This window comes from Streptomyces sp. NPDC031474, assembly GCF_055581185.1.
Genome location: NZ_JBVIJX010000023.1, coordinates 101,790 through 124,812, shown reverse-complemented (window position 1 = coordinate 124,812; position 23,023 = coordinate 101,790). Strand labels below are relative to the sequence as shown.

18 protein-coding genes are annotated in these 23,023 nt (G+C 71.4%); 4 read left to right on the top strand and 14 right to left on the bottom strand.

All coding sequences use genetic code 11. The features are described from left to right. Positions 1 to 220: 220 nt before the first annotated feature. From ettA to ACZ5SK_RS39500, 3 genes are read left to right on the top strand one after another with little or no spacing between them, the layout of a single operon-like run. Positions 221 to 1,885, top strand: coding sequence for an energy-dependent translational throttle protein EttA (gene ettA / locus ACZ5SK_RS39510; RefSeq protein WP_334579808.1), 1,665 nt, complete (start codon positions 221 to 223; stop codon positions 1,883 to 1,885). A 6-nt stretch (positions 1,886 to 1,891) separates the two neighbouring features. Next, a complete protein-coding gene (locus tag ACZ5SK_RS39505) occupies positions 1,892 to 2,314 on the top strand; it encodes an acyl-CoA thioesterase (RefSeq protein WP_334579809.1) in 423 nt (140 codons plus the stop codon). Then, positions 2,311 to 2,991: a DUF8010 domain-containing protein gene (locus ACZ5SK_RS39500; RefSeq protein WP_468577326.1), complete on the top strand. Its 681-nt coding sequence runs from the start codon at positions 2,311 to 2,313 to the stop codon at positions 2,989 to 2,991. The genes ACZ5SK_RS39505 and ACZ5SK_RS39500 overlap by 4 nt, the downstream gene beginning before the upstream one ends. Before the next feature lie 111 nt (positions 2,992 to 3,102). Here ACZ5SK_RS39500 and ACZ5SK_RS39495 read toward each other — a convergent pair whose 3' ends face one another. Further along, positions 3,103 to 3,516, bottom strand: a complete 414-nt coding sequence (locus ACZ5SK_RS39495) for a globin (RefSeq protein WP_319676372.1) — start codon at positions 3,514 to 3,516, stop codon at positions 3,103 to 3,105. A 113-nt stretch (positions 3,517 to 3,629) separates the two neighbouring features. On the opposite strand from ACZ5SK_RS39495, the gene ACZ5SK_RS39490 reads away from it, so the two are divergent. After that, positions 3,630 to 4,649 carry a methyltransferase domain-containing protein gene (locus ACZ5SK_RS39490; protein WP_361700597.1) on the top strand — a complete coding sequence of 340 codons (1,020 nt, stop codon included), beginning with the start codon at positions 3,630 to 3,632 and terminating at the stop codon, positions 4,647 to 4,649. A gap of 22 nt (positions 4,650 to 4,671) precedes the next feature. Here the strand turns inward: ACZ5SK_RS39490 and ACZ5SK_RS39485 are convergent, their stop codons facing one another. The 13 genes from ACZ5SK_RS39485 to ACZ5SK_RS39425 all read right to left on the bottom strand — a co-directional run bounded on the left by ACZ5SK_RS39485 (position 4,672) and on the right by ACZ5SK_RS39425 (position 22,905). Next, on the bottom strand, positions 4,672 to 6,435 hold the full coding sequence (locus tag ACZ5SK_RS39485; RefSeq protein WP_457494384.1) for an FHA domain-containing protein: 1,764 nt from the start codon (positions 6,433 to 6,435) through the stop codon (positions 4,672 to 4,674). 48 nt (positions 6,436 to 6,483) lie between these two features. Beyond that, positions 6,484 to 7,830 carry a vWA domain-containing protein gene (locus tag ACZ5SK_RS39480; protein ID WP_334579813.1) on the bottom strand — a complete coding sequence of 449 codons (1,347 nt, stop codon included), beginning with the start codon at positions 7,828 to 7,830 and terminating at the stop codon, positions 6,484 to 6,486. 129 nt (positions 7,831 to 7,959) lie between these two features. Then, a complete protein-coding gene (locus ACZ5SK_RS39475) occupies positions 7,960 to 9,375 on the bottom strand; it encodes a PP2C family serine/threonine-protein phosphatase (protein WP_468577323.1) in 1,416 nt (471 codons plus the stop codon). After that, entirely contained in the window at positions 9,376 to 12,117 is a 2,742-nt protein-coding gene (locus ACZ5SK_RS39470; RefSeq protein WP_468157553.1) for a serine/threonine-protein kinase, read from the bottom strand. Between the two features lie 2 nt (positions 12,118 to 12,119). Continuing rightward, the gene (locus tag ACZ5SK_RS39465) at positions 12,120 to 13,481 is read right to left on the bottom strand and encodes a coiled-coil domain-containing protein (RefSeq protein ID WP_361700585.1); all 1,362 of its coding nucleotides are present in this window, start codon (positions 13,479 to 13,481) and stop codon (positions 12,120 to 12,122) included. A gap of 69 nt (positions 13,482 to 13,550) precedes the next feature. Next, positions 13,551 to 14,582 (bottom strand): glutamate ABC transporter substrate-binding protein, encoded by a 1,032-nt coding sequence (locus ACZ5SK_RS39460; RefSeq protein ID WP_334579817.1) that lies wholly within the window; start codon positions 14,580 to 14,582, stop codon positions 13,551 to 13,553. A gap of 14 nt (positions 14,583 to 14,596) precedes the next feature. Beyond that, on the bottom strand, positions 14,597 to 15,970 hold the full coding sequence (locus ACZ5SK_RS39455) for a hypothetical protein (RefSeq protein ID WP_334579818.1): 1,374 nt from the start codon (positions 15,968 to 15,970) through the stop codon (positions 14,597 to 14,599). Positions 15,971 to 16,066: 96 nt separating this feature from the next. After that, positions 16,067 to 17,101, bottom strand: coding sequence for an N-acetylglucosamine kinase (locus ACZ5SK_RS39450; RefSeq protein ID WP_334579819.1), 1,035 nt, complete (start codon positions 17,099 to 17,101; stop codon positions 16,067 to 16,069). Then, positions 17,092 to 18,357, bottom strand: coding sequence for a 6-phospho-beta-glucosidase (locus ACZ5SK_RS39445; RefSeq protein ID WP_334579820.1), 1,266 nt, complete (start codon positions 18,355 to 18,357; stop codon positions 17,092 to 17,094). The genes ACZ5SK_RS39450 and ACZ5SK_RS39445 overlap by 10 nt, the downstream gene beginning before the upstream one ends. A 6-nt stretch (positions 18,358 to 18,363) precedes the next feature. Further along, positions 18,364 to 19,293 carry a carbohydrate ABC transporter permease gene (locus ACZ5SK_RS39440; protein ID WP_457494378.1) on the bottom strand — a complete coding sequence of 310 codons (930 nt, stop codon included), beginning with the start codon at positions 19,291 to 19,293 and terminating at the stop codon, positions 18,364 to 18,366. Between the two features lies 1 nt (position 19,294). Next, positions 19,295 to 20,239, bottom strand: coding sequence for a carbohydrate ABC transporter permease (locus ACZ5SK_RS39435; protein WP_334579822.1), 945 nt, complete (start codon positions 20,237 to 20,239; stop codon positions 19,295 to 19,297). A 2-nt stretch (positions 20,240 to 20,241) separates the two neighbouring features. Beyond that, positions 20,242 to 21,591 (bottom strand): ABC transporter substrate-binding protein, encoded by a 1,350-nt coding sequence (locus ACZ5SK_RS39430; protein WP_334579823.1) that lies wholly within the window; start codon positions 21,589 to 21,591, stop codon positions 20,242 to 20,244. A 102-nt stretch (positions 21,592 to 21,693) separates the two neighbouring features. Then, a complete protein-coding gene (locus ACZ5SK_RS39425; RefSeq protein WP_361700578.1) occupies positions 21,694 to 22,905 on the bottom strand; it encodes an ROK family transcriptional regulator in 1,212 nt (403 codons plus the stop codon). Positions 22,906 to 23,023: the final 118 nt, after the last annotated feature.

Sequence of the window (23,023 nt, the reverse complement as noted above, 5' to 3'; positions counted from 1 at the left end):
TGACACCGCGGAGCCAGCCGTTGATCGCGGAGAAGTCCGCGTCTGTGAGGCCGCGGGCAGGTCTACGCGACGGAGGAGCGACGGTCCGGGCCGTAGCCGTCCGTGTTGAAAGGCCAGGTCAGCCGTTGCCGGGCAATCGGGTTTCCCCCCAGGGGTAGCAGTCCGGCAAGATGGGGTGTATCTGCCCACTGCCTGATTTCAAGCTGCCGGACGGTTTCTCTTGGCTGAGTACATCTACACCATGCGCAAGACGCGCAAGGCGCACGGCGACAAGGTCATCCTTGACGACGTGACGCTGAGCTTCCTCCCCGGCGCGAAGATCGGTGTGGTCGGGCCGAACGGCGCCGGTAAGTCCACCGTTCTGAAGATCATGGCGGGGCTCGAGCAGCCCTCCAACGGCGACGCGTTCCTGTCGCCCGGATACAGCGTCGGCATGCTCCTTCAGGAGCCGCCGCTCGACGAGTCCAAGACCGTGCTGCAGAACGTGCAGGACGGCGCCGCCGAGATCATGGGCAAGCTGAAGCGGTTCAACGAGGTCGCCGAGCTGATGGCGACCGACTACTCGGACGCGCTGCTCGACGAGATGGGCAAGCTCCAGGAGGACCTGGACCACGCGAACGCGTGGGACCTGGACACCCAGCTGGAGCAGGCCATGGACGCCCTGGGCTGCCCGCCCGGCGACTGGCCCGTCACCAACCTCTCCGGTGGTGAGCGCCGCCGGGTCGCGCTGTGCAAGCTGCTGCTGGAGGCCCCCGACCTGCTGCTGCTCGACGAGCCCACCAACCACCTGGACGCCGAGTCCGTGCAGTGGCTGGAGCAGCACCTCGCCAAGTACCCCGGCACCGTCGTCGCCGTCACCCACGACCGGTACTTCCTCGACAACGTCGCCGGCTGGATCCTGGAGCTCGACCGCGGCCGCGCCATCGGCTACGAGGGCAACTACTCCACCTACCTGGAGACCAAGGCGACCCGTCTCAAGGTCGAGGGGCAGAAGGACGCCAAGCGCGCCAAGCGGCTCAAGGAAGAGCTCGAGTGGGTGCGGTCCAACGCCAAGGGACGTCAGGCCAAGTCCAAGGCCCGTCTCGCCCGCTACGAGGAAATGGCCGCCGAGGCCGACAAGATGCGGAAGCTGGACTTCGAGGAGATCCAGATCCCGCCGGGCCCGCGGCTCGGCTCTGTCGTCGTCGAGGTCGACAACCTCTCCAAGGCCTTCGGCGAGAAGGTCCTCATCGACGGTCTCTCCTTCACGCTCCCGCGCAACGGCATCGTCGGGGTCATCGGCCCGAACGGCGCCGGCAAGACCACCCTCTTCAAGATGATCCAGGGGCTCGAGACCCCGGACTCGGGCTCGATCAAGGTCGGCGAGACCGTCAAGATCTCCTACGTCGACCAGAGCCGCGAGAACATCGACCCGAAGAAGACGCTGTGGGCCGTCGTCTCCGACGAACTGGACTACATCAACGTCGGGCAGGTCGAGATGCCGTCCCGCGCGTACGTCTCGGCCTTCGGATTCAAGGGCCCGGACCAGCAGAAGCCGGCCGGGGTGCTCTCCGGCGGTGAGCGCAACCGGCTGAACCTCGCGCTCACCCTCAAGCAGGGCGGCAACCTGCTGCTCCTCGACGAGCCGACCAACGACCTCGACGTCGAGACCCTCAGCAGCCTGGAGAACGCGCTGCTGGAGTTCCCGGGTGCGGCCGTGGTCGTCTCCCACGACCGGTGGTTCCTCGACCGGGTCGCCACGCACATCCTCGCCTACGAGGGTGACTCCAAGTGGTTCTGGTTCGAGGGCAACTTCGAGTCGTACGAGAAGAACAAGATCGAGCGACTGGGGCCGGACGCCGCGCGTCCGCACCGCGCCACCTACAAGAAGCTGACCCGGGGCTGATCGGTCTTGCGCCACCTCTACCGCTGCCCGCTGCGCTGGTCGGACATGGACGCGTACGGTCACGTCAACAACGCGGTCTTCATCCGCTACCTGGAAGAAGCCCGCATCGATTTCCTGTTCCGCCCGGAGAAGGACTTCAAGCAGGGGTCCGTGGTGGCGCGCCACGAGATCGACTACAAGCGGCAGCTCGTCCACCGGCACACGCCCGTGGACATCGAGCTGTGGATCACGGAGATCAGGGCGGCGTCCTTCACCATCACCTACGAGGTGAAGGACGACGACCAGGTCTACGTCCGGGCGTCGACGGTGGTCGTGCCGTTCGACTTCGAGGCCGAGCGGCCGCGTCGGCTCACCGCCGAGGAGCGGGAGTTCCTCGCCGAGTACCGGGACGACGACAAGGATGCCGACAAGGAGGCCGTCGCCGCATGACGGTGCTCCACCTCGCCGACGAGGGGGAGGCGGCGGACCTCGCGGCCTTCCTCTCCCGGCTGCTCCACTACGACCGTGGAGCCGCGGTGCGCCTGCAGGCGGCCGGCACCGCGCTCGCCGTCTTCGGGCGTCCGCCGTCCTTCGAGGTGCTCGCGATCCGCGCGGTCCGGCTGGCCAAGCCGTACGAGAACGGCCTCGATGTCACGCTGGACGTGACGGTGTCGGCGGGCGAGCTGCTGGAGTCCGTCGACGAGAGCGCCGCCACGGCCGTAGTCCCCGAGGCCGTCACGGGGCCGCCGTGGGCCGGAGTGCTGCCGCCGCGCGGCGGATGGCGGCCTGAGCCGGGACTGCCCGAGCCCGACGCGCTGCGGGCGCTGGTCGGAGCGGCCGTCGGCGAATTCCGGTCCCGTACCGAGGAGTTGGCGGACGAGCTGCGCACGCGCGCCGAACTCGACCGGATCGGGCGGGAGATCTGGTCCCGGACGGTCGGGGACACCGGCCTTCCCGTGCGGGCCGTGCACGCGGCCCAGTCGCTCGGATTCCTGCGGCCCTCGGCGAGCGCGGGCGACCTCGGGCTGCTCTCGCTCGGCGGCTGGCTGCGGCTGCGCACCCCGTACGGGTCGATCGCCGTACGGCGCACGGGACGGCTGGGGATGCTCGACGTCAGCGTCCGCTGACCCGGCCCCGGACCGACACCGCCGGATACCCGGCCGAATATCGGCTGTCCGGGATGCACCGGCCGAAATCGGCCCATGCGCGCCGAAACCGGCCCATGCGCGCCGAGGCCGTCACTCCGGGGTGTTCACCATCGATGCCGCCGCGTACGTCAGGTAGTTCCACAGCGTCTGCTCGTGCTCCTCGGACAGGCCGAGCTCGTCGACCGCGTCCCGCATGTGCTTCAGCCAGGCGTCGTGCGCGGCCCGGTCCACGACGAACGGGGCGTGACGCATGCGCAGGCGCGGATGGCCGCGGTTGTCGCTGTACGTCGTCGGACCGCCCCAGTACTGCATGAGGAACAGCGCGAACCGCTCCTCGGCCGGACCCAGGTCCTCCTCCGGGTACATGGGCCGCAGGATCGGGTCCTCGGCGACTCCCTGGTAGAAACGGTGGACCAGTCGGCGGAAGGTCTCCTCCCCACCGACCTGCTCGTAGAAGGTCTGCTCCTGAAGCGTGCCGCGCCGAATCTCTTTCACGTCACCCATGGTCTCAGACGGGTGGACGGAGGACTGAAGGCTTAGGACCACGGGGCCCGGCAACCGCGCGGCCCAGTACCACCACGTTCGCCTCGGGGCGGGTTCCGCCGCACAGTGGAGGCATGGGCGCCCACGTGGTGGACAGGGAGCTGGAGGACCTCGCCGTCTCGGCGCGGGCCGCGCTGGTCCGTGAGATCGAGGCGAGCGGGGCGTTCGCGGCCGACCCGGGCTGGCGCGCGGCCTTCGCGACGGTCCCGCGCCATCTCTTCGTGCCGTACTACTACGTCAGCGGCGGTGTCAGCGGCGGCGGCTGCGACCGGCGCTGGGGCGAGAGCCCCGACCCGCGCACCAGGGAACGCTGGGTGCGCGGCGCCTACGAGGACGTGCCGCTGGCCACCCGGCTGCGCGACGGCGTGCTGCTCTCCTCCAGCAGCCAGCCCTCGCTGATGGCGCTGATGCTGGCCGAGCTGCGGGTCGAGGGCGGCGACCGGGTCCTGGAGATCGGGGCGGGGACGGGGTACAACGCGGCGCTGCTGTCGTACCGGCTCGGCGAGGAGAACGTCACCACCGTCGACCTCGACCCCGAGATCACCGAGTCCGCCCGCCGGCACCTCGCCGCCGCCGGATACCGGCCGACCGTCGTCACCGGGGACGGGGCGCGCGGGGTTCCCGAACGCGCCCCCTTCGACCGGATCATCGCGACCTGCACGCTGACGTCGATCCCGCGCGCCTGGCTCGCCCAGTGCACCCCCGGCGCCCTGATCCTGGCGCCGCTGGCCACCGGGCTGATCGCGCTGACCGTGCGGGACGCCGGATACGGCGAGGGACGCTTCCTGCCCACTGCGGCCTACTTCGTGCCACTGCGCGGATCGGAGCGGCCCGAGCCGGAGCCGGTGGAGCTCGCCGGGGTGCCGCGCAGGGCCCGGGAGAACGAGCTGCTCGGCTTCCTGCTGGCCCTGACCCGGGGCACCCTCGACCCCCAGGAGGCCTTCGCCCTGTGGGAGCGCGAGGGCAGGCCGGGACGGGAGCGCTACGGCATCACGGTCGGCGCCGAGCACGCGTGGGCGTGGCTGGACGAACCGGAGGGCCCGTACGCGTGGCCCCTGCCCGGTTCGTCCGCCCCCGGCCTCGTCGAGGTCTAGGCGGACCGACCCGCGGCGTTGTTCACCCGCGGCGGATCGTGATCGTCGTCCAGGCGCCCACGTGCACCTGGTCGCCGTCCTGCAGCGGTACCGGGACGAACGGCTGGATCGGTTCTTCCGAGCCGTTGACCGTCGTGCCGTTCGTCGAGTTCTGGTCGACGACCGCCCAGCTGCCGTCCGGCTGCTGGACCAGCACCGCGTGCTGGTGCGAGACGCCCGGGTCCTCCGGCGGCACCGACAGGTCTATGTCGGGGGTCTCGCCAGTGGAGTGGCGGCGGCGGCCGATGGTGATCTGGTTGCCGGTGAGCGTGCGCTGCTGCTCGGGCGAGTACGCGGGCAGGTTCAGGCCCGCGGCCTCGGGGCCCGAGCGGTGCATCATCGCCATGAAGTACGAGCGGTCCGGGCCGATGGTCGCCGTCCAGGTCGCCGGCTGCTGCGGGAACGCCGGGCCGGGCGGGGGCGGGGCCTGTGTGGCGCCGGGCTGCGGGTAGCCGTAGCCACCGCCGCCCTGGGCGTTGCCGGGGCCGCCGGGGCTCCTGGGGTCGCCCTGCCCGGGGCCGGTGTTCGACGGCGGGGAGATCACCCAGTCGTCGTCACCGCCGCCGAAGGGCTGACCGCCCTGCTGCGGACGGCCCGTCTCCTGCGGGTACCCGGACGGGGCCGACGGACCGGACGGCTGGAACGCCTGCGGAGCCTGAGGCCCACCCTGCCCTCCGGGACGCCCCTGACCCCCGGGACCACCTTGACCCCCAGGACCGCCGGGGCCGCCGGGGCCGCCGAAGCCTCCCTGGCCCGGGAAGCCGGGGCCGACCGTGGGCGTGGGCCCGGGCGGCGGCGGAACCGGCCGCGACGGGTCGCCGCCGAAGCCGGACGGACCACCGGGGCCCCCGGGACCTCCAGGGCCACCGGGACCCGACGGGCCGGGGCCGGGCGGGCCCGGAGGGCGGCCGCCCAGGCCGGACGGCTCACGCCCGAAGGGGTCGCCGGACGGACCCGACGGCTCGCGTCCGAAGGGGTCGGAGGACTGCCCGTTCTGCTCACGCCGGTAGGGATCCCCGGGCGGGCCGGGGGGACGGCCACCAGGACCGGAAGGCGGGCCGAAGGGGTCGCCGCCCGGACCCGCCGGACCGGAAGGGTCACGTCCGAAGGCACCCGGCGGGGGTCCGCCGTGCCTGCCCTGGCCACCGGGGCCGCCCTGGCCGCCAGGACCACCGGTCCGCCCCGACGGGTCGCCGCCGAACGGCGGGCCCGACGGGATCGGCTCGGCGGGACGATTCACCTGTGACGGACGGGAGCTCTGGTAATCGAACGCATCACTGCCCCCGTACGACGGAGGCGGCGGCTGGAAGCGCGCGTCGGGACCGCCGCCACCCGGACCCGGCCCTCCGGGCCCGGGACCGAAACCCTGTCCCGCACCAGGACCGGCACCAGGACCCGGGCCGGGCGCCGGTGGGCGCGGTGCGGCCGGGGTGTACGAGGTCGCCGTGTTGGTCAGGAAGTTCCACCGGCACTCCTCGCAGAACGGCGCACCGCCCTCACGGGGCGTACGGCACTGCGGGCAGAGCTCGGGCTCGTGATCCGGTACGGAGGACAGATGCCGTCCGCCGGGCGGCCCGGGCTGGCCGCCCTGGCCGGGGCCCTGCGGGGGCGGCGGGAAGCCGTAGCCGCCGCCGGCGGTGGGGGGCGGCGGGGGAGGGGGCGGAGGCACGGCACCGGCCATGCGGTGACCGCAGACCTCGCACCAGTCGTCGGAACCCGACTGGTGTCCGTTCGGGCAGGTCGGCATGTCGGCGCGTCCCCCTCTCTCCTTCGGTGTCCCAAAAGCGCTTTCAGGTCACTTCTTTACACGAACAGTCTTTGTGGACCGGGTCTCGAGCGTCATCTCGTCGGCGTCCGCGACCTTCGCCTTCAGTCGCACAGTACCTGTCGTGGCATCGACCACGTCCACCACCTTCGCAAGCAGTTTCGCAGTATCTGCGTTCCCCGAGACGCTCGCGAGCTGAACGGCCCGGCCCAGTTTGGCCGTTGCTCCATCCATATCGCCCGCTTTGCGCAGGTCGAGCCCTTGTTGGATGACCTGTGCCAGTTCGGCCTGTCCCGTGTAGTGGGCGACCTGCGGGTTGATCGACGTGGAGGCGGCCATGTCGTCGGTCCACACGGCCCGTACGAGACCCTGCGCGCCCAGGTTCTGGACGCTGCCGTCGGACTGCGGAATGACCAGGGACACCCGTGCGGCCAGCATCTCCTGGCCGATGTTCGCCGTCGGGACCTCGACGCACACGTGGTAGTCGCGGGACTCGTCGCCCCAGGAACCGGTGGGGTAGTCGCCCGCGCGCGGGCCCGCCTCCGCGCGGCGTCCGGTCAGTTCCTCGACCGTCGGCGCGACCTGCTTGACGAACTTGATGGTGGTGCCGACCGGGGTCCACAGCCGCAGGGCGACGTCCGCGACCTCCTTGCCCATCGCCGTCTCCATCATCTGCGTGAAGTCGGCGGCGAGGCCGGTCGGGTCGGCGACGATGTCGGCGGTGCCGAGCAGCGCGGAAGCGATCCCTGTGACTTCTTTCACTTCCCAGTCGGTGCCCACGCCACGGGCGTCACAGGTGAAACGTCCGGCGCAGTCGTCGAGGGCGGCCTTGAGGTCCTGCGGCGCCTCGTGCTCGTTGCGGCCGTCGGTGAGCAGGATGCCGTGCCGGATGGCGACGTCGGCGGTGGACAGCAGCCGGTCGGCCAGGCGCAGCCAGGTGCCGATCGCTGTGCCGCCGCCCGCGCTGAGCCGGCGCAGCGCCTGCTTGGCCTGCTCGCGGGTGGTCGCGTCGGCGACCGCAAGCCGGCCGCCGCCCGGGTAGACCTCCTTGGCGACGTGCGTTCCGCCGATCACCGCGAAGTGCACGCCGTCGCGCAGGGTGTCGACGGCGGCGGCGGTGGCGTCGCGGGCGTTGCGCATCTTGGCCGGCGGGTAGTCCATCGAGCCGGAACAGTCCACCATGATCGCCACGGCGGCGGACGGGCCCTGGCCCGGCGAGTAGAGGTGCGGCGCGGCGACCGCGCTGCCCACCGTGCCGCCGCCGGTGGCGGTCACCGTGACGATCGCGTTGACCTCGCGCCCGCCCTCCGGCAGATACTCGTTCTGATAGACGTCCACCGAGAACTGCGGCACGTTCGACTTCGAGAAAATGGCCATGCCTGCTCAAATCCCCCTCGGAAACCCCACCCTCGTGGAGTGATGTCTGGATACGGACCGGTCCCCACCGGTCCGTACGCGTGCTTCCCCGTGTTGCCTGTGTTTCCCCGTGTTTCCGGTTTGCGGCCCTCAGGCCGATCCTGCCCCCTGTGCGGGGGCGGGGAACGGCACGACGGCCACTGTTACGTTGTCGTGGCCCCCGCCGTCCAGGGCGTGACCGACGAGAACGCGTGCGCTGTGCAGAGGGCGTACGGAAGCGTCCTGCGGGACGACCTCGGCCATCTCCTCCGCCGCCTCGGCGTAGTTCCACAGGCCGTCCGTGCAGACCACCACCACACCGGGCCGGTCGGGCTTGAAGGAGGCGGTGTGCGGCTCCAGTTCGTAGGCGTCGGCGCCGAGCCAGCCGGTGATCGCGTGGGCGCGCTCGTCGGCGTACGCCTCCGCCTCGTTCATCAGGCCCGCGGCGACCATCTGCGCGGCCCACGAGTCGTCCTCGGTGAGCCGGGCCGGGGGTGAGCTGCGGTCTTCCGGGACCCAGTAGGCGCGGCTGTCGCCGACCCAGCCGACGACCAGCAGCCCGGGCGTGACGACCGACCCGACCAGGGTGCAGGCGGGGGCGTTCTGGTGCGGGGCGTGCTCGCGGGCGGTGGCGGGCTCGTCGGCCAGCGCGTTGACCGCGTACGAGGCGGCGACGATCGCCTCGTGCATGGCCTGCTGCGGGTGTGTGCCCTGCGGCAGGGCCGCGAGCAGCGACTGGCTGGCCGCCTGCGACGCGGCGAGGGAGGCGTCGTCGGGGCGGGTCGCGGAGGACACGCCGTCACAGACGATCGCCACGAGCGCGGGGGAGCCGTCGGGCAGGGCGGTGCGGCCGAGGCCGAAGGCGTCCTCGTTGCGGTGGTGGCGCAGCCCGCGGTCGCTGACGGCGGCCAGCGGGCCCGACTCCAGTTCCATGTGGTCGCGTTCGCGGGGCTGGGCGTGCCCGCAGTTCTCGCAGTACCCGTCGTCGTCGACCCGGCCCGCGCGGCAGGCCACGCACACCTTGGAGGTCTCGGCCACCGCGGCGGCCTCGGCGGCCACCCGGGGGTCCGGCGCCTGCAGGGCGTACTCGTCCGGCTCCGAGGGCCGGTCGAACCGCACCCCGGAGACACCGCTGCCACCGCCCGCGCCGGAGTCACCACCGACACCGGGCACGGCACCCACGCCGGGGACGGCACCCGCGCCGGGGACGCCGCCGACGCCGGGGACGGCACCCGCGCCGGGCACGCCGCCGACGCCGGGGACGGCACCCACGCCGGGCACGCCGCCGACGCCGGGGACGGCGGTCACGCCGGTGCCCGACACGGTCGTACCGCTCACCGGGGTCCCCTCCGCGGGAGCCGGCTCGGTGGAGCCGTTCATCGTGAGGGTCGGATGGTCGTCCGGGCCGGGCGGCACGGCGGACAGGTCGTATCCGCACGCACCGCAGAAACGGTCAGCCGCGTCGAGCGGCTCCGCGCAGCTCGGACACGTCGACAGGGCGGCCTGCCGGGGCATCTGCGACATCAACTACACCCACGTCCGGGGGCGGTAACGATTGGCACGTTCCACCAGGTCGATCCTCTCCTCACCGCCGGTCGCCAGCCGGGCCAGCGTGCGGTACGAGCGCTCCAGGCCGAAGCGCAGCCCCCGCTCGTCCAGTTCGCTGCCGAGCAGCGCCCGCCGGGCGTCCGGTCCCGCGCCCCGGCCACCGGAGAGTATCCAGTCGAGGGCGCAGCCGAGGACTTCGGCGGACAACTGCTCGCGCCGCTTCGGATCCAGACCGTACGCGTCCAACGCCTCGACCTGGGCCGCGGCGGCGGTGAGGTCCTCCAGGAAGGGTACGTCGGAGGCGAGCGCCGTCCGCTGCCGGAGCCGGGCGCGCACGGCCGCCACCCGGGCCGCCGTGTAGTGGATGGAGGACTCCGGCACCGACTCCAGCGTCCGTACGGCGCCCTTGCGGTCCCCGGCGGCGAGCTGGACGCGCGCCAGGCCGAACGCGGAGCTCACATAGCTGGGGTCGGTCGACCACACCAGACGGTAGTACTCGGCGGCGTTGTCGAGCTGCCCCAGCACCTCCGCGCACAGGCCGAGCGCCAGCTTGGGCGCGGGTTCGCCGGGGAAGGCGTCGTAGATCGCGTCGAAGGCGAGCGCGGCGCCCTCGTGATCGCCGGTGACCAGCGAGGCCACGCCCCGGTACCAGACCACCCGCCAGTCGTCGGGCTGTTCGTCCTCCAGTTTCTGGAGGGACATGAGGGCGGCCTGGTGGTCGCCGTTCTCCAGCCAGGCGCGGATCTGCCGCAGCCGGGTCTCGACCGACGGCGCCGGCGCGGCGGCGAGCGCCGTGATCAGCTCGCCCGGCGCGGACGTCAACAGGCCTGCGAGAAAGCCCGCGTTGGGGTCGGTGGGGTCGACGTGCGGCACGGGCAGCGCGAGGGCCGCGGCCGGCGCGGGGACGGTCTTCACCAAGCCACCGGGAACGACGCCGGACCCGCCGCCGGACGACACCGGGACACCGCCCGTACCTGTACCTGTACCTGTACCTGTACCCGCACCCATGCCCGTGCCGGCCGTCGGCAGCGCGCCGCCGGGGGCGCCCGCGAAGGCGAGAGCGGGGACGGCGCCGCCGGACGGCCCAAGCGCACCCCCCGCACCACCCGTCCCGCCCGCACCACCCGTCCCGCCCGCAGCTCCGCCCGAGCCGCCGCCGAGGGCCGTCGTGGCTCCCGGACTCCCGAACAGCCGCCGGGACTTGACCGCGACCCGGCTCCCCAGCCGGGACACCTCGCCGTCCAGCTTCGGGAACAGCTCGGTGTCCGTGACCTTGATCTCGGGCCCGAACAGGGTCGACAGCGAGGGCCGTGCCCGGCCGCTCTGCAGCGAGACGACCTCGCGCAGCACGCCCGTCAGCTGCTCCGCCATCTCCTGCGCCGAGGCGAACCTGCGGGCCGGGTCGGGGTCGGTGGCGCGGACGAGGAGCCGGTAGAAGGACTCGTACTGGCGGAAGACCTCGATGTTGTCGGGGTCGGGCAGGGAGTCGACGAAGACGGTCGTGTAGCCCTGGAAGTCGAAGGTGAGGACGGCGAGCGTACGGCCCACCGTGTACAGGTCGGAGGCGACCGAGGGGCCGACCTCGGCGACCTCCGGCGCCTGGTAGCCGATCGTGCCGTAGATGGCCGACTCGTCGTCGTCCATGCGTCTGACCGCGCCCATGTCGATCAGCTTGAGCTCGTCCTGGCTCTGGATCGCGTTGTCGACCTTGAAGTCGCAGTACAGCAGGTTGCGGCTGTGCAGATGGCCGAGCGCCTCCAGGGCCTCGATGCCGTACGCGCACGCCTGCTCGACCGGCAGCGGGTCCCGCTTGCCCTGCGGTGTGCGGCGATCGTTGGCGATCTCCTTCAGGGACTTGCCGCCGATGTACTCCATGACGATGTAGCCGTCGAGGGAGCCGGTGCGCTGGTCGAGGTGTTCGACGAAGCTGTAGATCCGCACGATGCTGGCGTGCTCGATCTCGGAGAGGAAGCGCCGCTCGGAGATGGCCGCGGCCATCGCGTCCTGGTCACCGGTGTCCAGGAGGCCCTTCAGGACGACCCAACGGTCGCCCACCGGGCGGTCGATGGCCAGGTAGATCCAGCCGAGACCGCCGTGCGCGAGGCAGCCCACGACCTCGTACTGGCCGTGCACGACGTCGCCGGCCTTCAGTTTCGGCACGAAGGAGTAAGGCTGACCGCACTTGGTGCAGAAGCCCTCCGTACGCCCCTCCCGCTCGCCGCGCGAACGGCCCACCGGCGCCCCGCAGTCGGAGCGCGAGCAGAACCGCTTGCGCTCGGGCACCTCGGGGTTCTCCAGGACCATCTCGCGCGGGTCGGGCCTCGGCACCTGCGGCACCGAGACCAGGCCGGCGCCGAGCCGGGCCCGCCCGGAGGAGCCGGCCGCGGAGCCGGAGGAGCGCACCGACACCGAGCGGCCCGTCGACTTGCCCGACAGCGAGCGCGACAGCCGCCCCGACACCGAGCGCCGCGACTTCGCCGACTGCGACGACGTACGGGAACTGCGGGCACTGCGGGAGCTGTGCGAGCCGGAGCGTGAACTCCCGCTGGCCGCCGAGCCCTTGCCGCCCGCGGTCACCCCGGTCGGCGGTGAGCCGACCATGCCGCTCGACGAGACGACCGGGGCCAGACCGCAGGTGTCGCAGTACAGCTCGCCCCCGCCCACGTCCTCGTACGACCCCTCGCAGCCTGGCCGCTGACACGACTGCCCTGCCTGACTCATGGCTACTGCTCCCCCCTACGGTCCTCGAAGCCGCCCTGATCCGGCACGCGCGGGGCGGCCAGCAGTTCGGCGGCGGCCTGCTGGTAGCGCAGGACGGCCTGTCCGGCGACGCGCAGATCGCAGGGCGCGCTCCACAGCATGCGGCGCGCCGCGTCGTAGCGCTCGATGAGGAACGGGTCTTCGGCGAGCCCGTGCCGGGCGACCTTCGCCTTGTACGCGTCGAGGCGGCCGCGCAGCTCCGCGCGGACCGCCAACGGCTGGGTGACCGCGGTCAACGACTCGCGGGCACGCAGCAGTTCGTCCTCAGCCTTCTGCTCCAGGGTCTCCAGGAGCGGCGACAGACGGTGCCACTGGGCCTGCCTGCGGTACTCGGCGGCCGTCGCGAGCTGCTCCTGCAGCACGGTCGGCGGTCCGCTGACCACCGGCACCTCGGTCGCGGCGATCTTCGCGAGCACCTCGCCGCGCGCGGTGCGCGCCTCGGCGAGTGTGCGGTCGGCGCGGCTGAGGATGTCCCGCAGCTTCACCAGCCGCTGCTCGGCGTCCTGACGGACCGTCAGGACAGCGTCGATCTCCCGGCGCACGTCCTCCAGGGCGCGCGCCTCACGGTCGTACACCGTGGTGTCGGGACGGCCGCCGCCCGGGGCCGAACTGCCCTGCGCGCGCACCCAGTACGCGAGCGGGTCCGACACCACCTGCTCGCGCAGGGCGGTCAGCGTGTGCGTGATGCGTTCCAGGTCGTCGCCCGCCGGGTGCTCGCCCGGGCGCACGCCGACGGAGTGGGCGAGCCGGCGGGTGCGCTGGAGCTCTGCGGCCAGTAAATCTATCCGCGCGGGCAGCGCCGACCACACCGCGTCGGCGGCGACGATCATGTCCAGCGACGAGGCGTACAGCTCGTTCATGCGGTCGACGAGGGTGGTGAGGGAGAAGCTCTGGCTGAGCTTGCCCGAGCCGTGCAGCGTCGGCGCGCCGGCCAGGGTGGCGGCCGATCCGGCCAGCGGCCCGGCGACCGATCCCGCGATCGATCCGGCGACGGTGACGGACTCCCCGCGCAGCAGCTCCGTCAGCTCCACCAGGTCCTCACGGCTGGACCAGCGGCGGCGCGAACGGATCTCGCGGGCGCCGCGCAGCGCGTCCGTGTACGCGTCGAAGTACGCCCACAGCAGCGTGATCGACGCCTCCGCGGACGCCCAGCGCTCCTTGGTGACACCGGTGAGTTCGGCGCCCTCCAGCAGCCTGCGGCCCGCGTGGTCCTGCAGGGCGAGAAGCGAGGTCTCGATCGCCTCGTGCTCCGCGCCGAGCCGCGCCAGCGCACGGTCGACCTCGTCCCGGTCCATCACCGGCCCGGGGGGTCCCGTGACGCCCATCGATCACCTCTCGCTGCCTTGTCGGTTCCACGCTCGGTACCCTGCGTACTCTGCCTGCCCGTCGGTCCGTCAACTCGTGCGCAGGTACTGCGGCGGCGTGGGCGGCTTCGACGTCGTCGCGTCACTGCCCAGTGTCGCCGACAGCCACTTGTCGTACGAGGCCTGCCAGCCGCTCGCGCGGTACTCCACCAGGATCTGGTTGACCCGGCGTACCAGATCGCTCGCGTCCTTCTTCATCGCCACGCCGTAGTACTCGACAGTGAACGGGGCGCCCTTGAGCTCGACTGTCGGGTCCTGGGCCGCCTGACTGGCCGCGAGCGCGCCGTCGGTGACGACCGCGTCGACCTCGCCGAGCTGCAACCGGACCAGACAGTCGAGCTGGTTGGGGACGGTGGTGCGGATGTCGACGGTGGCGGGCAGCCGGCTCGCCTTCTTGTCGTCGTCGAGCTTGGTGTTGGCCGTCGAACCGGTCGCCGTGCAGATCTTCTTCTTCGCCAGCGTGTCGTTGTAGCCGGTGATCGTCGAGGACTTGGGGGCGAGGACCTGCTGGCCCGTCTTGAAGTAGGGCGCGGAGAACGCGACGTCGGAGAGACGGCCGCAGGAGATCGTCATCGTGCGCACGACCATGTCGACCCGGCCCTCCTGGATGGCCGGGATGCGCTGGTTGGTCGGGATGGCCTTGAACTGGACGGCTTCCGGGTCGCCGAGGATGTCCTGGGCGATCCGGTGGACCAGGTCGATGTCGAAGCCCTCCAGCTCCGCGCCGGCGTTGTTGGGGTCGCGGTAGCCCCAGCGGTAGCTGTTCTGGTCGACGCCGACGATCAGCTTGCGCTTCTCGCCCTGCCGGGCCTTGATCGCGGCGATCGTCGGGCCGTCCGCGCTCGACGGCGCCAGCGTCTGCTTCTCGGGGGCCGTGCAGGCGGCGTCGGCCACCGGGCTGCCCTCGGCGGCGCCCCGGCCGCCCCGCCCCGCACTGGCGTCGCCGTGGGAGTGCGCCCACGGCAGCAGCAGCACGAAGGCCAGCGCGAGGGCGCAGACGGCCGCCATGGCCCCCACGCCGCCCCAGCCCTTCAGGCCGTCCCGCATACGTTGCGCACGCATCGCCACGCCCCCTTTCACCGGTACTCCGACAGCCTGCGGCCGATGCCGAGGACCGCGCCCGCGGCGCCCAGCACGGCGAGCACGGCGGCGCCGACCGCCAGGCCGGTCATCGCGTCCAGACCGTCCCCGGCCGCCTGCTGGAACTCGACCTGCTCGTGCGCCAGCGCGTCCGCGAGGTTCTGGTCGACGCTGTCGAAGCACGCACCCGTCGCGTCCTTGCCGCCTATGACCAGGGCCAGCGCCTGCTCGTAGTTGCCGTTGTCGTCCTGCGAGCGGGCCGCTGTGTGGCGCTTCTTCCACTCCGCCATGTTGCTCTCGGCCGAGGCGACCGGCTTCTCGCCCGACTGGTCGTCGGCTAGCTTCGCCGCCAGGGTGAGGCCCTTGCCGAGGGCGGTCATGTCGGTGGCGAAGTCGTGGTCGTACTTGTCGAGCGTGACATCTGCGCCGTCGGCCGACACCTTCACCGTCTCGGCGCCGCGCGCCACCAGCGTCAGGTTCTCGTTGCCGCGCGCCTTGAGGGAGGCGATCCGGGCGTCGTGCAGGACGTTCAGCGAACGGACGCCGTTGTCGTAGGAGTCGTTCAGACCCGCGCGGGCCACGCTGTGGCCGACGACCAGCCAGAGCAGGACGACAGCGGTGGCCCCCGACGCGGCGACCAGGCCGTGGTTCAGGACCCGGTTCGTGCGGCGGTAGTTGCGGTGCTGCGCCCAGGCGAGACCGGCCAGCGCGAGGACGCCCAGCGCGATCGCCGCCCACGGGTAGGGGGTGGCGTGGCCGTAGTCGTCCTGGAGGCGCTGGTTCTCCTTCTTGTAGAGATCCTCGGCCGCCGGGAGCATGTCCTGCTGCATCTTCTGGTTGGCGTACCGCAGATAGGCGCCGCCGACCGGGAAGCCCTGCCGGTTGTACGTCCGCGCGCGCTCCACCAGACCCTTGTACTCGGGCAGCAGCTTGTTCAGCTTGGTGATGACCGCCGTGGAGGGGGAGTCGGGGTCGGCGTTGTTGGCCGCGGTGACGAGCTTGGAGGCGGCCTTGTCGATGTCGTCCTCGTAGCGCTGCCGGGACTCCGCCGTCTCCTGGCCGCCCGCCAGGAAGCCGCTGGAGGCGGCCGTGTTGGCGTCGGCGAGGGAGCGGTAGATGTCGGCGGCGGCCGCGCTGAGCGGCTGGCTCTTGTGCAGCACGTCGTCGGCGGCGGCCTCGCGGTCGGTCGTCTGCCAGGCCGTCACGGCGCCGAAGGCGAGGACGAGAAGGGCGAGGAAGGCGCCGATGATGCGCAGTCGGCCCGGCTCCGTGGTCGCCGCGGCGCGCGCCTTGTCAACGCCCTCGGCGAATGCCGTACGGCGTGTCGGCGGTGGTGTCGTACTGGTCGGCGGGTTCGCCAGGCTTGCCACTGTTTGACCTCCCCCATGGTCAGCTCCCGCCGGTAAGTATCGCTGGCGGGAGGTGTTGTGCGCACCGGCCTTCACTGGATCTTGATCAGATCGCAGTCACCCCTGCTCATGAATACGTCGTGGGCGCACATTCGGTTCCCTCGGGACGACGGCAGGGCCGGGGTTCTCGAAGTAGGCCCGCACCGACCGCTGCACCTGAGCCCCGGCGCCGAGTCGGTCGAGACCCAGCAGGGCCGCCCCCAGCACGGGACGGGCGCGCACCACGTTCGGCACCGCCTTCGGCGCCCTGGCCGCGAGCAGTTCCCGCACCCGGTCGTCCAGTTGCGCGTGGCCCGCCGTCAGAACTCCTCCGCCCAGCAGCACCGGCGTTTCCTCCTCCAGCATCTCCAGGCGGGTCAGCGCCACCGTCGCCATGGTGACCACCTCCTCCGCCAGGCGGTCGACGAGCGTGCGGGCCACGGGGTCGCCCGCGGTCGCCGTCGCGAACAGGACCGGGGTCAGTTCGTGGCGGCGGGACGGCGGGATGTGCTCCAGGTGCAGGGACTCGATCAGGGCGTACATGGACGGCAGGCCGAAGTGGGCCGGGAGCGTGCGGGCCAGGGCCGTGGGGGCGCCCCTGCCGTCCTCCGCCCGTGCCCCGTGCCAGACGGCCTCCTCGGCCAGGCCCCAGCCGCCGCCCCAGTCGCCGGAGAGGCGGCCCAGCGCCGGGAAGCGGGCGGTGCGGCCGTCGGGGCGCATGCCCACGCAGTTGATGCCGGCGCCGCAGACGACGGCCACGCCCAGGGGGTCGGCCACGCCCGCCCGCAGGATCGCGAAGGTGTCGTTGCGGACGTCCACGGACGCGCCCCACGCGCGCGCGTGCAGGGCCGCCGCCAACTGTTCCTCCTCGACCGGCAGGTCGGCGTTGGCCAGGCAGGCGGAGACATGGGTCGCCGTGCTGACGCCGGCTGTCCGGTACGCGCGCGTGACGGTGTCGGCCAGGGCGTCGACGGCCGTCTCCACACCCACCGCGGGCGGGCGGAAGCCGCCGCCGCGGGCCGTGCCGAGGACCTCTCCGTCGGCCGCCACGACCGCGACGTCGGTCTTGCTGTTGCCCGCGTCGATGGCGAGCACACTTGCCGTCAGGCCCACGCGAGGTGCTCCCGGTTGTGTGCGATCAGTCGGTCGGTCAGTTGCTCGGCGTACTCGTACTGGGCGACCAGCGGGTGGGAGAGAAGCGCCTTGAAGACGCGGTTGCGGCCGCCGTGCAGGGCCGCGTCCAGGGCCAGGTCCTCATAGGCCGTCACGTTCGCCGTCAGGCCCGCGAACAGGGGGTCCACCGGCGGTACGGGGAGGGGGGAGGCGCCCTTGGGGCCCACCGCCGCCTGGACCTCGATCACCGCGTCGTCCGGGAGGAAGGGCAGCGTGCCGTTGTTGCGGGTGTTCACCACCTGGTACGGGCTGCCGGAGCCGGTGAGCAGGGCCGCCGCCAGATCCACCGCCGCCTCCGAGTAGTAGGCGCCGCCGCGCTTCGCCAGCAGCGCCGGCTTCTCGGCCAGCGCCGGGTCGGCGTACAGCGCCAGCAACTCGCGTTCCATCGCCGCGACTTCGGCCGCCCGCGACGGCTTGGTGCGCAGTTCCCGTACGACCTCGTCGTGCGCGTAGTAGTAGCGCAGGTAGTACGACGGGACCACGCCGAGGCGGTCCAGGACCTCGCGGGGCAGCCGCAGATCGGCGGCGATCGCGTCGGCGTGGTTGGTCAGGAGGTCCGGCAGGACGTCCTCGCCCTCGGGGCCGTCCAGGCGGACCCCCGTCTCCCAGGTGAGGTGGTTGAGGCCCACGTGGTCCAGATGGAGGTCGGCCGGGGTGACGTCGAGCAGGCCGGCGAACTTGCGCTGGAGGCCGATCGCCACGTTGCACAGGCCGACCGCCTTGTGTCCGGCCCCCAGCAGGGCCCGGGTGACGATGCCGACCGGGTTGGTGAAGTCGATGATCCAGGCGTGCGGATTGGTGCGCCGGACGCGTTCGGCGATGTCCAGGACCACGGGGACGGTGCGCAGCGCCTTCGCCAGGCCGCCCGCGCCGGTCGTCTCCTGTCCGACGCAGCCGCACTCCAGGGGCCAGGTCTCGTCCTGCTCACGGGCCGCCTGGCCGCCGACGCGGAGTTGGAGCAGGACGGCGTCGGCGCCCTCGACGGCGGCGTCCAGGTCGGATGTCGTGACGATGCGCCCGGGGTGGCCCTGGCGGGCGAAGATGCGGCGGGCCAGCCCGCCCACCAGTTCCAGGCGTTCGGCCGCCGGGTCGACGAGGACCAGTTCCTCGACGGGCAGCGTGTCGCGTAGGCGCGCGAAGCCGTCGATCAGTTCGGGTGTGTAGGTCGAGCCGCCGCCGACCACAGTGAGTTTCATGCCTTGTTAACCCTTCACTCCGGTGAGGGTGACACCTTCGACGAACGCCTTCTGGGCGAAGAAGAACACGAGGATCACGGGGGCCATGACCAGCACGGTGGCCGCCATGGTGAGGTTCCAGTCGGTGTGGTGCGCGCCCTTGAAGGACTCCAGGCCGTAGGAGAGGGTCCAGGCGGCCGGGTTCTCCGAGGTGTAGATCTGCGGGCCGAAGTAGTCGTTCCAGGCGGCGAAGAACTGGAAGAGCGCGATCGCCGCGATGCCCGGCTTGGCCATCGGCAGGACCACCTTCAGCAGGGTGCGCAGGTCACCGCAGCCGTCCACCTTCGCCGCGTCCACGTACTCGTTGGGGATCGTCATCAGGAACTGGCGCAACAGGAAGATCGAGAACGCGTCGCCGAACGCCAGCGGGATGATCATCGGCCACAGGGTGCCCGACAGGTCCAGCTGCTTCGCCCAGAAGAGGTACATCGGGATGACGACCACCTGCGGAGGCAGCATCATCATCGAGATCACCAGCATCAGCGTCAGATTGCGGCCCCGGAAGCGGAACTTGGCGAGCGCGTACGCGACGGGGACCGAGGACACGACGGTAAGGACTGTTCCCAGTCCGGCGTAGATCAGCGTGTTCTTCCACCAGGTGAGGAAACCGGGGGTGTCGAAGACCTTCCGGTAGTTGGCCCATTCCCAGGTGTGCGGGATCAGGTCCCGGCTGAGCGCCTGCGAGTCGCTCATCAGGGAGGTCAGGAAGACGAACACGAAGGGGAGCGTGAAGAACAGGGCTGCCGCGACGCCGAGGGAGTGGACCGCGATCCATTCCAGGAGCGCCCTGCGGCGGGCCGTGCGCTCGGCGGGCGAGACGGGCGCCTTCGACTCCACCGGCCGCCCCGGTACTCGGGCGGTGCGCTGGGCCGTGTCGTGGGCCGTGTCCTGGGCCATGTCAGTCACCTGCCTGGATGAGACCGCCCCGGCGCCGCATCAACAGCGCGGTGAACGCCATGGACAGGGCGAACAGGACCAGGGCGACGACACAGGCGGAGCCGTAGTCGAAGCGCTGGAAGCCGAGGTTGTAGACGAGTTGGGGGAGGGTGAGCGTGGAGTGCTCGGGGTAGCCGGGCTCGAACATGGTGCCCGCGCCCTGGATCACGCCCGAGGCGACCTTTCCGGCGACGAGCGGCTGGGTGTAGCACTGCATCGCCGCGATCACCCCGGTGACGACCGCGAACATGATGATCGGCGAGATGTTGGGAAGGGTGACGAACCGGAACCGCTGCCACGCCGACGCGCCGTCCAGCTCCGCCGCCTCGTACTGCTCCCTGGGCACGTCGAGCAGGGCGGCCATGAAGATGACCATCAGGTCGCCCACGCCCCACAGGAACATCAGCGTGAGGGCCGGCTTGGACCAGTTCGGGTCGTTGAACCAGGCCGGCGCCGGGATGCCGATCTTCTCCAGGATCGAGTTGACCGGGCCCGTACCAGGGTTGAGGAGGAACGCGAACGCCATCGTCGCGGCGACCGGCGGGGCGAGGTAGGGCAGGTAGAACAGGGTCCGGAAGACACCCGTACCCGTCTTGATCTTCGTGATCAGCATGCCGATCCCGAGTCCGAACAGGACCCGCAGGGTCACCATGATCACGACGAGCCAGAGGGTGTTGCGCAGGGCCGGCCAGAAGAACGGATAGTGCTCGAAGACGTACGTCCAGTTCTTCGTGCCGCTCCACGTCGGCGGCCGGAAGCCGTCGTAGTGCATGAACGAGAAGTAGACCGTCGAGATCATCGGGTACGCGAAGAAGACCGTGAAGCCGATCAGCCAGGGGGAGAGGAAGGCGAGGGTGCGCAGCGTCGAGCGACGGTGCTTCGCCCGCAACGTGTGGGTGGCCGCCATCGCTACTTCGCCTGCGCGATGTCCGTGTCGATCTGCGCGGCCGCCTTCTTCAGGCCTGCCTGCAGGTCGGTGACCTTGCCGCTCTCGTAGTCGTAGCCGAGCTGCTGGACGGTGGTGAGGTAGACGCCGCCGTTGACCGAGGCCGGGGAGGTGGTCGAGTTCGGGTTCGCGGCGATGTCGAGGAAGGTCTTGAAGCGCGGGTCGTACTTCAGGTCGGGGGACTTCAGGGCGGCCAGCGTGGACGGCACATTGTGGATGGCGTTGGAGAAGGCGACCACCGCGGACGTGTCGGTGGTCATGTACTTCACCAGTTCCCAGGCCGCGTTCTGCTTCTTGCTGGTGGCGGCGATACCGGCGATGGTGCCGGTGATGTAGCCCTTGCCGTACTGGGCCGCCTGGTCGTCAGGGACGGGCAGCGGGGCGACGCCGATCTCGAAGTCCGGCTTGGCGTCCAGGGCCATGCCCAGGCGCCACTCGCCGTCGAGCTGCATGGCGACCTGGCCGGTCTGGAAAGGATGCTTCGGGCCCCACTCGTCGCCGAGCGTCGACCGGAAGGTTTCCAGCTTCTTGAAGCCGCCGAGCTCGTCGACGAGCTTCTTCTGGAGGGTGAAGGCGGCAGCCACGGCCGGGTCGGTGGCGATGGTCGACTTGCCCGCCGTGTCGAAGTACGTCGGGGAGAACTGGCCGAGGTAGTGCTCGGTGGTGGTCTCCCAGCCGTGGTAGTCCGGCATGAAGCCGAGCTGCTTGAACGTGTTCCCCTCGGGGATCGTCAGCTTCTTGGCGTCGGCCTCGAACTCGGTCCAGGTCTTGGGCGGGGAGGTGATGCCCGCCTTCTTGAACGCCGTCTTGTTGTAGTAGAGGCCGTACGCGTCGCCCAGCAGGGGGACGGCACAGCGGTTGCCGTCGTACTGGGTGTACTGGTTCATCGCCTTCGGGAAGGTCGTGGACGGGTCGATGTCCGCCTTCTTGAAGTCCGGGTTGAGGTCGATCAGGGCGCCCGACGAGCAGAACTTGCCGACGTTGTTGGTGGTGAACGACGAGATCACGTCCGGCGCCTTGCTGCCGCCCGCGCGCAGCGCCTGGTTGATCTTGTCGTCGGTCATGTTGCCGACGACGTTCACATGGATGTTGGGGTGCGTCTTCTCGAAGCCCGAGATCAGCGACTGGACGGCCTTGACCTCGTTCGGCGCGCTCCAGGCGTGCCAGAAGGTAAGGGTTGTTTCCTTTGACGCGTCGTCGTCGGCGCCGGCCGCGGACTGACCGGTGCAGGCGGTGGTGCTCAGCAGGAGGGCCGTGGAGGCGGTAAGGGCAAAAGCCGCCTTTCGGACGACTTCGGATATGCGTGTGGGCATGGCGGAGCCTTCCAGGGACAGGGCAGTGAGGTGTGAGGTGTGAGGTGTCACGTCAGGTGACGTGCGGGGTGTGGCGAAGGGGAGGTGCGGGAGCGGGTGCTGCTAGCGCGAGGTGTCGAAGACCTCGTCGCGGGTGGCGGCCAGCGCGCTCTCCAGTGCGCCGCGCAGGACGGGCTGTTCGGTGACGTCGCCCATGACCAGCTTCGGCCGGGACGCGGCCAGCTCCTCCAGCTCGGCCTGGACGAGGGCGCGCAGTGTCTCGCCGCCGGCGGTCAGGCTGGCGCCGCTGAGGACGACGAGTTCGGGGTCGAGTACGGAGACGAGCGAGGCGAGACCGGTCGCGAGCCGGGTCGCGTACGTCTGGAGCAGCAGCCGGTGCAGGACCGTGTCCTCCGCGGCGGCCCGCTCGACGAGCCCGGCTGCGACCTCGGCGTACGGTCCGGACGGGATGCCGGTCATGCCGAGCTCCCGGGCGAGCTCGGGGATGGCCTGCGAGCCCGCCAGCTCCTGGTAGCCGCCGCTGTTGGCTTTGGTCACCTGCCGGACCAGGGGTGCGCCCGGAACAGGCAGGAAACCCACCTCGCCCGCGCCGCCGGTCCAGCCGCGGTGCAGCCGGCCGCCGAGGACGAGGGCGGCGCCGAGACCGCCCTCGTTCCACAGCAGGACGAAGTCCTCGTGGTCGCGGGCCGCGCCGAGCCGTTGTTCGGCGACGGCGGCGAGGTTGACGTCGTTCTCGTACTCGACCGGCATCGGCAGGGCTGCGGCGAGGTCGTCGAGCAGCGTCGGGGAGTGCCAGCCGGGCAGGTGGGAGGCGTAGCGCAGACGGCCGGTGGTGGGGTCGAAGGCGCCGGGGGTGGCGACGACGAGCCGCCGTACGTCGTCCCGGGTGAGGTGTGCGGCCTTCACCGCGCCGTCGAGGGCGTCGGTGACCTGCCGTACGACGGCCCCCGCGGTCCTGCGGCCGGGAGTGGGCACCTCGTAAGTGCCCACGGTGCGGCCGGTGACGTCGGCGACGGCGGCGAGGACGCGTTCGGGGGTGACGTCCAGACCGGCGGCGTACGCGGCGGCCGGGTTGACCTCGTACAGCTGGGCGTTGGGGCCCGGGCGTCCCTCGGTGGTGCCGGTGGCCAGGACCAGTCCCGCCGCCTCCAGGCGGGCCAGGAGCTGTGAGGCGGTGGGCTTGGACAGGCCGGTGAGCTTGCCGATGCGGGTGCGCGACAGGGGGCCGTGCGCCAGCAGGAGGTCGAGGGCGGCGCGGTCGTTCATGGCGCGCAGGACGCGCGGCGTGCCCGGCGTACCGGCGGTTCCTGCCATGGGTCGACACCTGCCTTTCTGAACTGCACAGCTTTTCAGTGACGCGGGACACAAGTCCACTTCCGGCCACTGTTAGGAAAGTTTCCTATCGGCTGGCAGGAACGTAAGCCCGGCACGA

What these genes read in the sequence shown, in the direction of transcription:
- ACZ5SK_RS39470 (WP_468157553.1), bottom strand. Translation starts at nt 12,117, where the DNA reads ATGAGTCAGGCAGGGCAGTCGTGTCAGCGGCCAGGCTGCGAGGGGTCG.
- ACZ5SK_RS39495 (WP_319676372.1), bottom strand. Translation starts at nt 3,516, where the DNA reads ATGGGTGACGTGAAAGAGATTCGGCGCGGCACGCTTCAGGAGCAGACC.
- ACZ5SK_RS39425 (WP_361700578.1), bottom strand. Translation starts at nt 22,905, where the DNA reads ATGGCAGGAACCGCCGGTACGCCGGGCACGCCGCGCGTCCTGCGCGCC.
- ACZ5SK_RS39465 (WP_361700585.1), bottom strand. Translation starts at nt 13,481, where the DNA reads ATGGGCGTCACGGGACCCCCCGGGCCGGTGATGGACCGGGACGAGGTC.
- ACZ5SK_RS39445 (WP_334579820.1), bottom strand. Translation starts at nt 18,357, where the DNA reads ATGAAACTCACTGTGGTCGGCGGCGGCTCGACCTACACACCCGAACTG.
- ACZ5SK_RS39430 (WP_334579823.1), bottom strand. Translation starts at nt 21,591, where the DNA reads ATGCCCACACGCATATCCGAAGTCGTCCGAAAGGCGGCTTTTGCCCTT.
- ACZ5SK_RS39435 (WP_334579822.1), bottom strand. Translation starts at nt 20,239, where the DNA reads ATGGCGGCCACCCACACGTTGCGGGCGAAGCACCGTCGCTCGACGCTG.
- ACZ5SK_RS39500 (WP_468577326.1), top strand. Translation starts at nt 2,311, where the DNA reads ATGACGGTGCTCCACCTCGCCGACGAGGGGGAGGCGGCGGACCTCGCG.
- ACZ5SK_RS39480 (WP_334579813.1), bottom strand. Translation starts at nt 7,830, where the DNA reads ATGGCCATTTTCTCGAAGTCGAACGTGCCGCAGTTCTCGGTGGACGTC.
- ACZ5SK_RS39485 (WP_457494384.1), bottom strand. Translation starts at nt 6,435, where the DNA reads ATGCCGACCTGCCCGAACGGACACCAGTCGGGTTCCGACGACTGGTGC.
- ACZ5SK_RS39460 (WP_334579817.1), bottom strand. Translation starts at nt 14,582, where the DNA reads ATGCGTGCGCAACGTATGCGGGACGGCCTGAAGGGCTGGGGCGGCGTG.
- ACZ5SK_RS39490 (WP_361700597.1), top strand. Translation starts at nt 3,630, where the DNA reads ATGGGCGCCCACGTGGTGGACAGGGAGCTGGAGGACCTCGCCGTCTCG.
- ACZ5SK_RS39440 (WP_457494378.1), bottom strand. Translation starts at nt 19,293, where the DNA reads ATGGCCCAGGACACGGCCCACGACACGGCCCAGCGCACCGCCCGAGTA.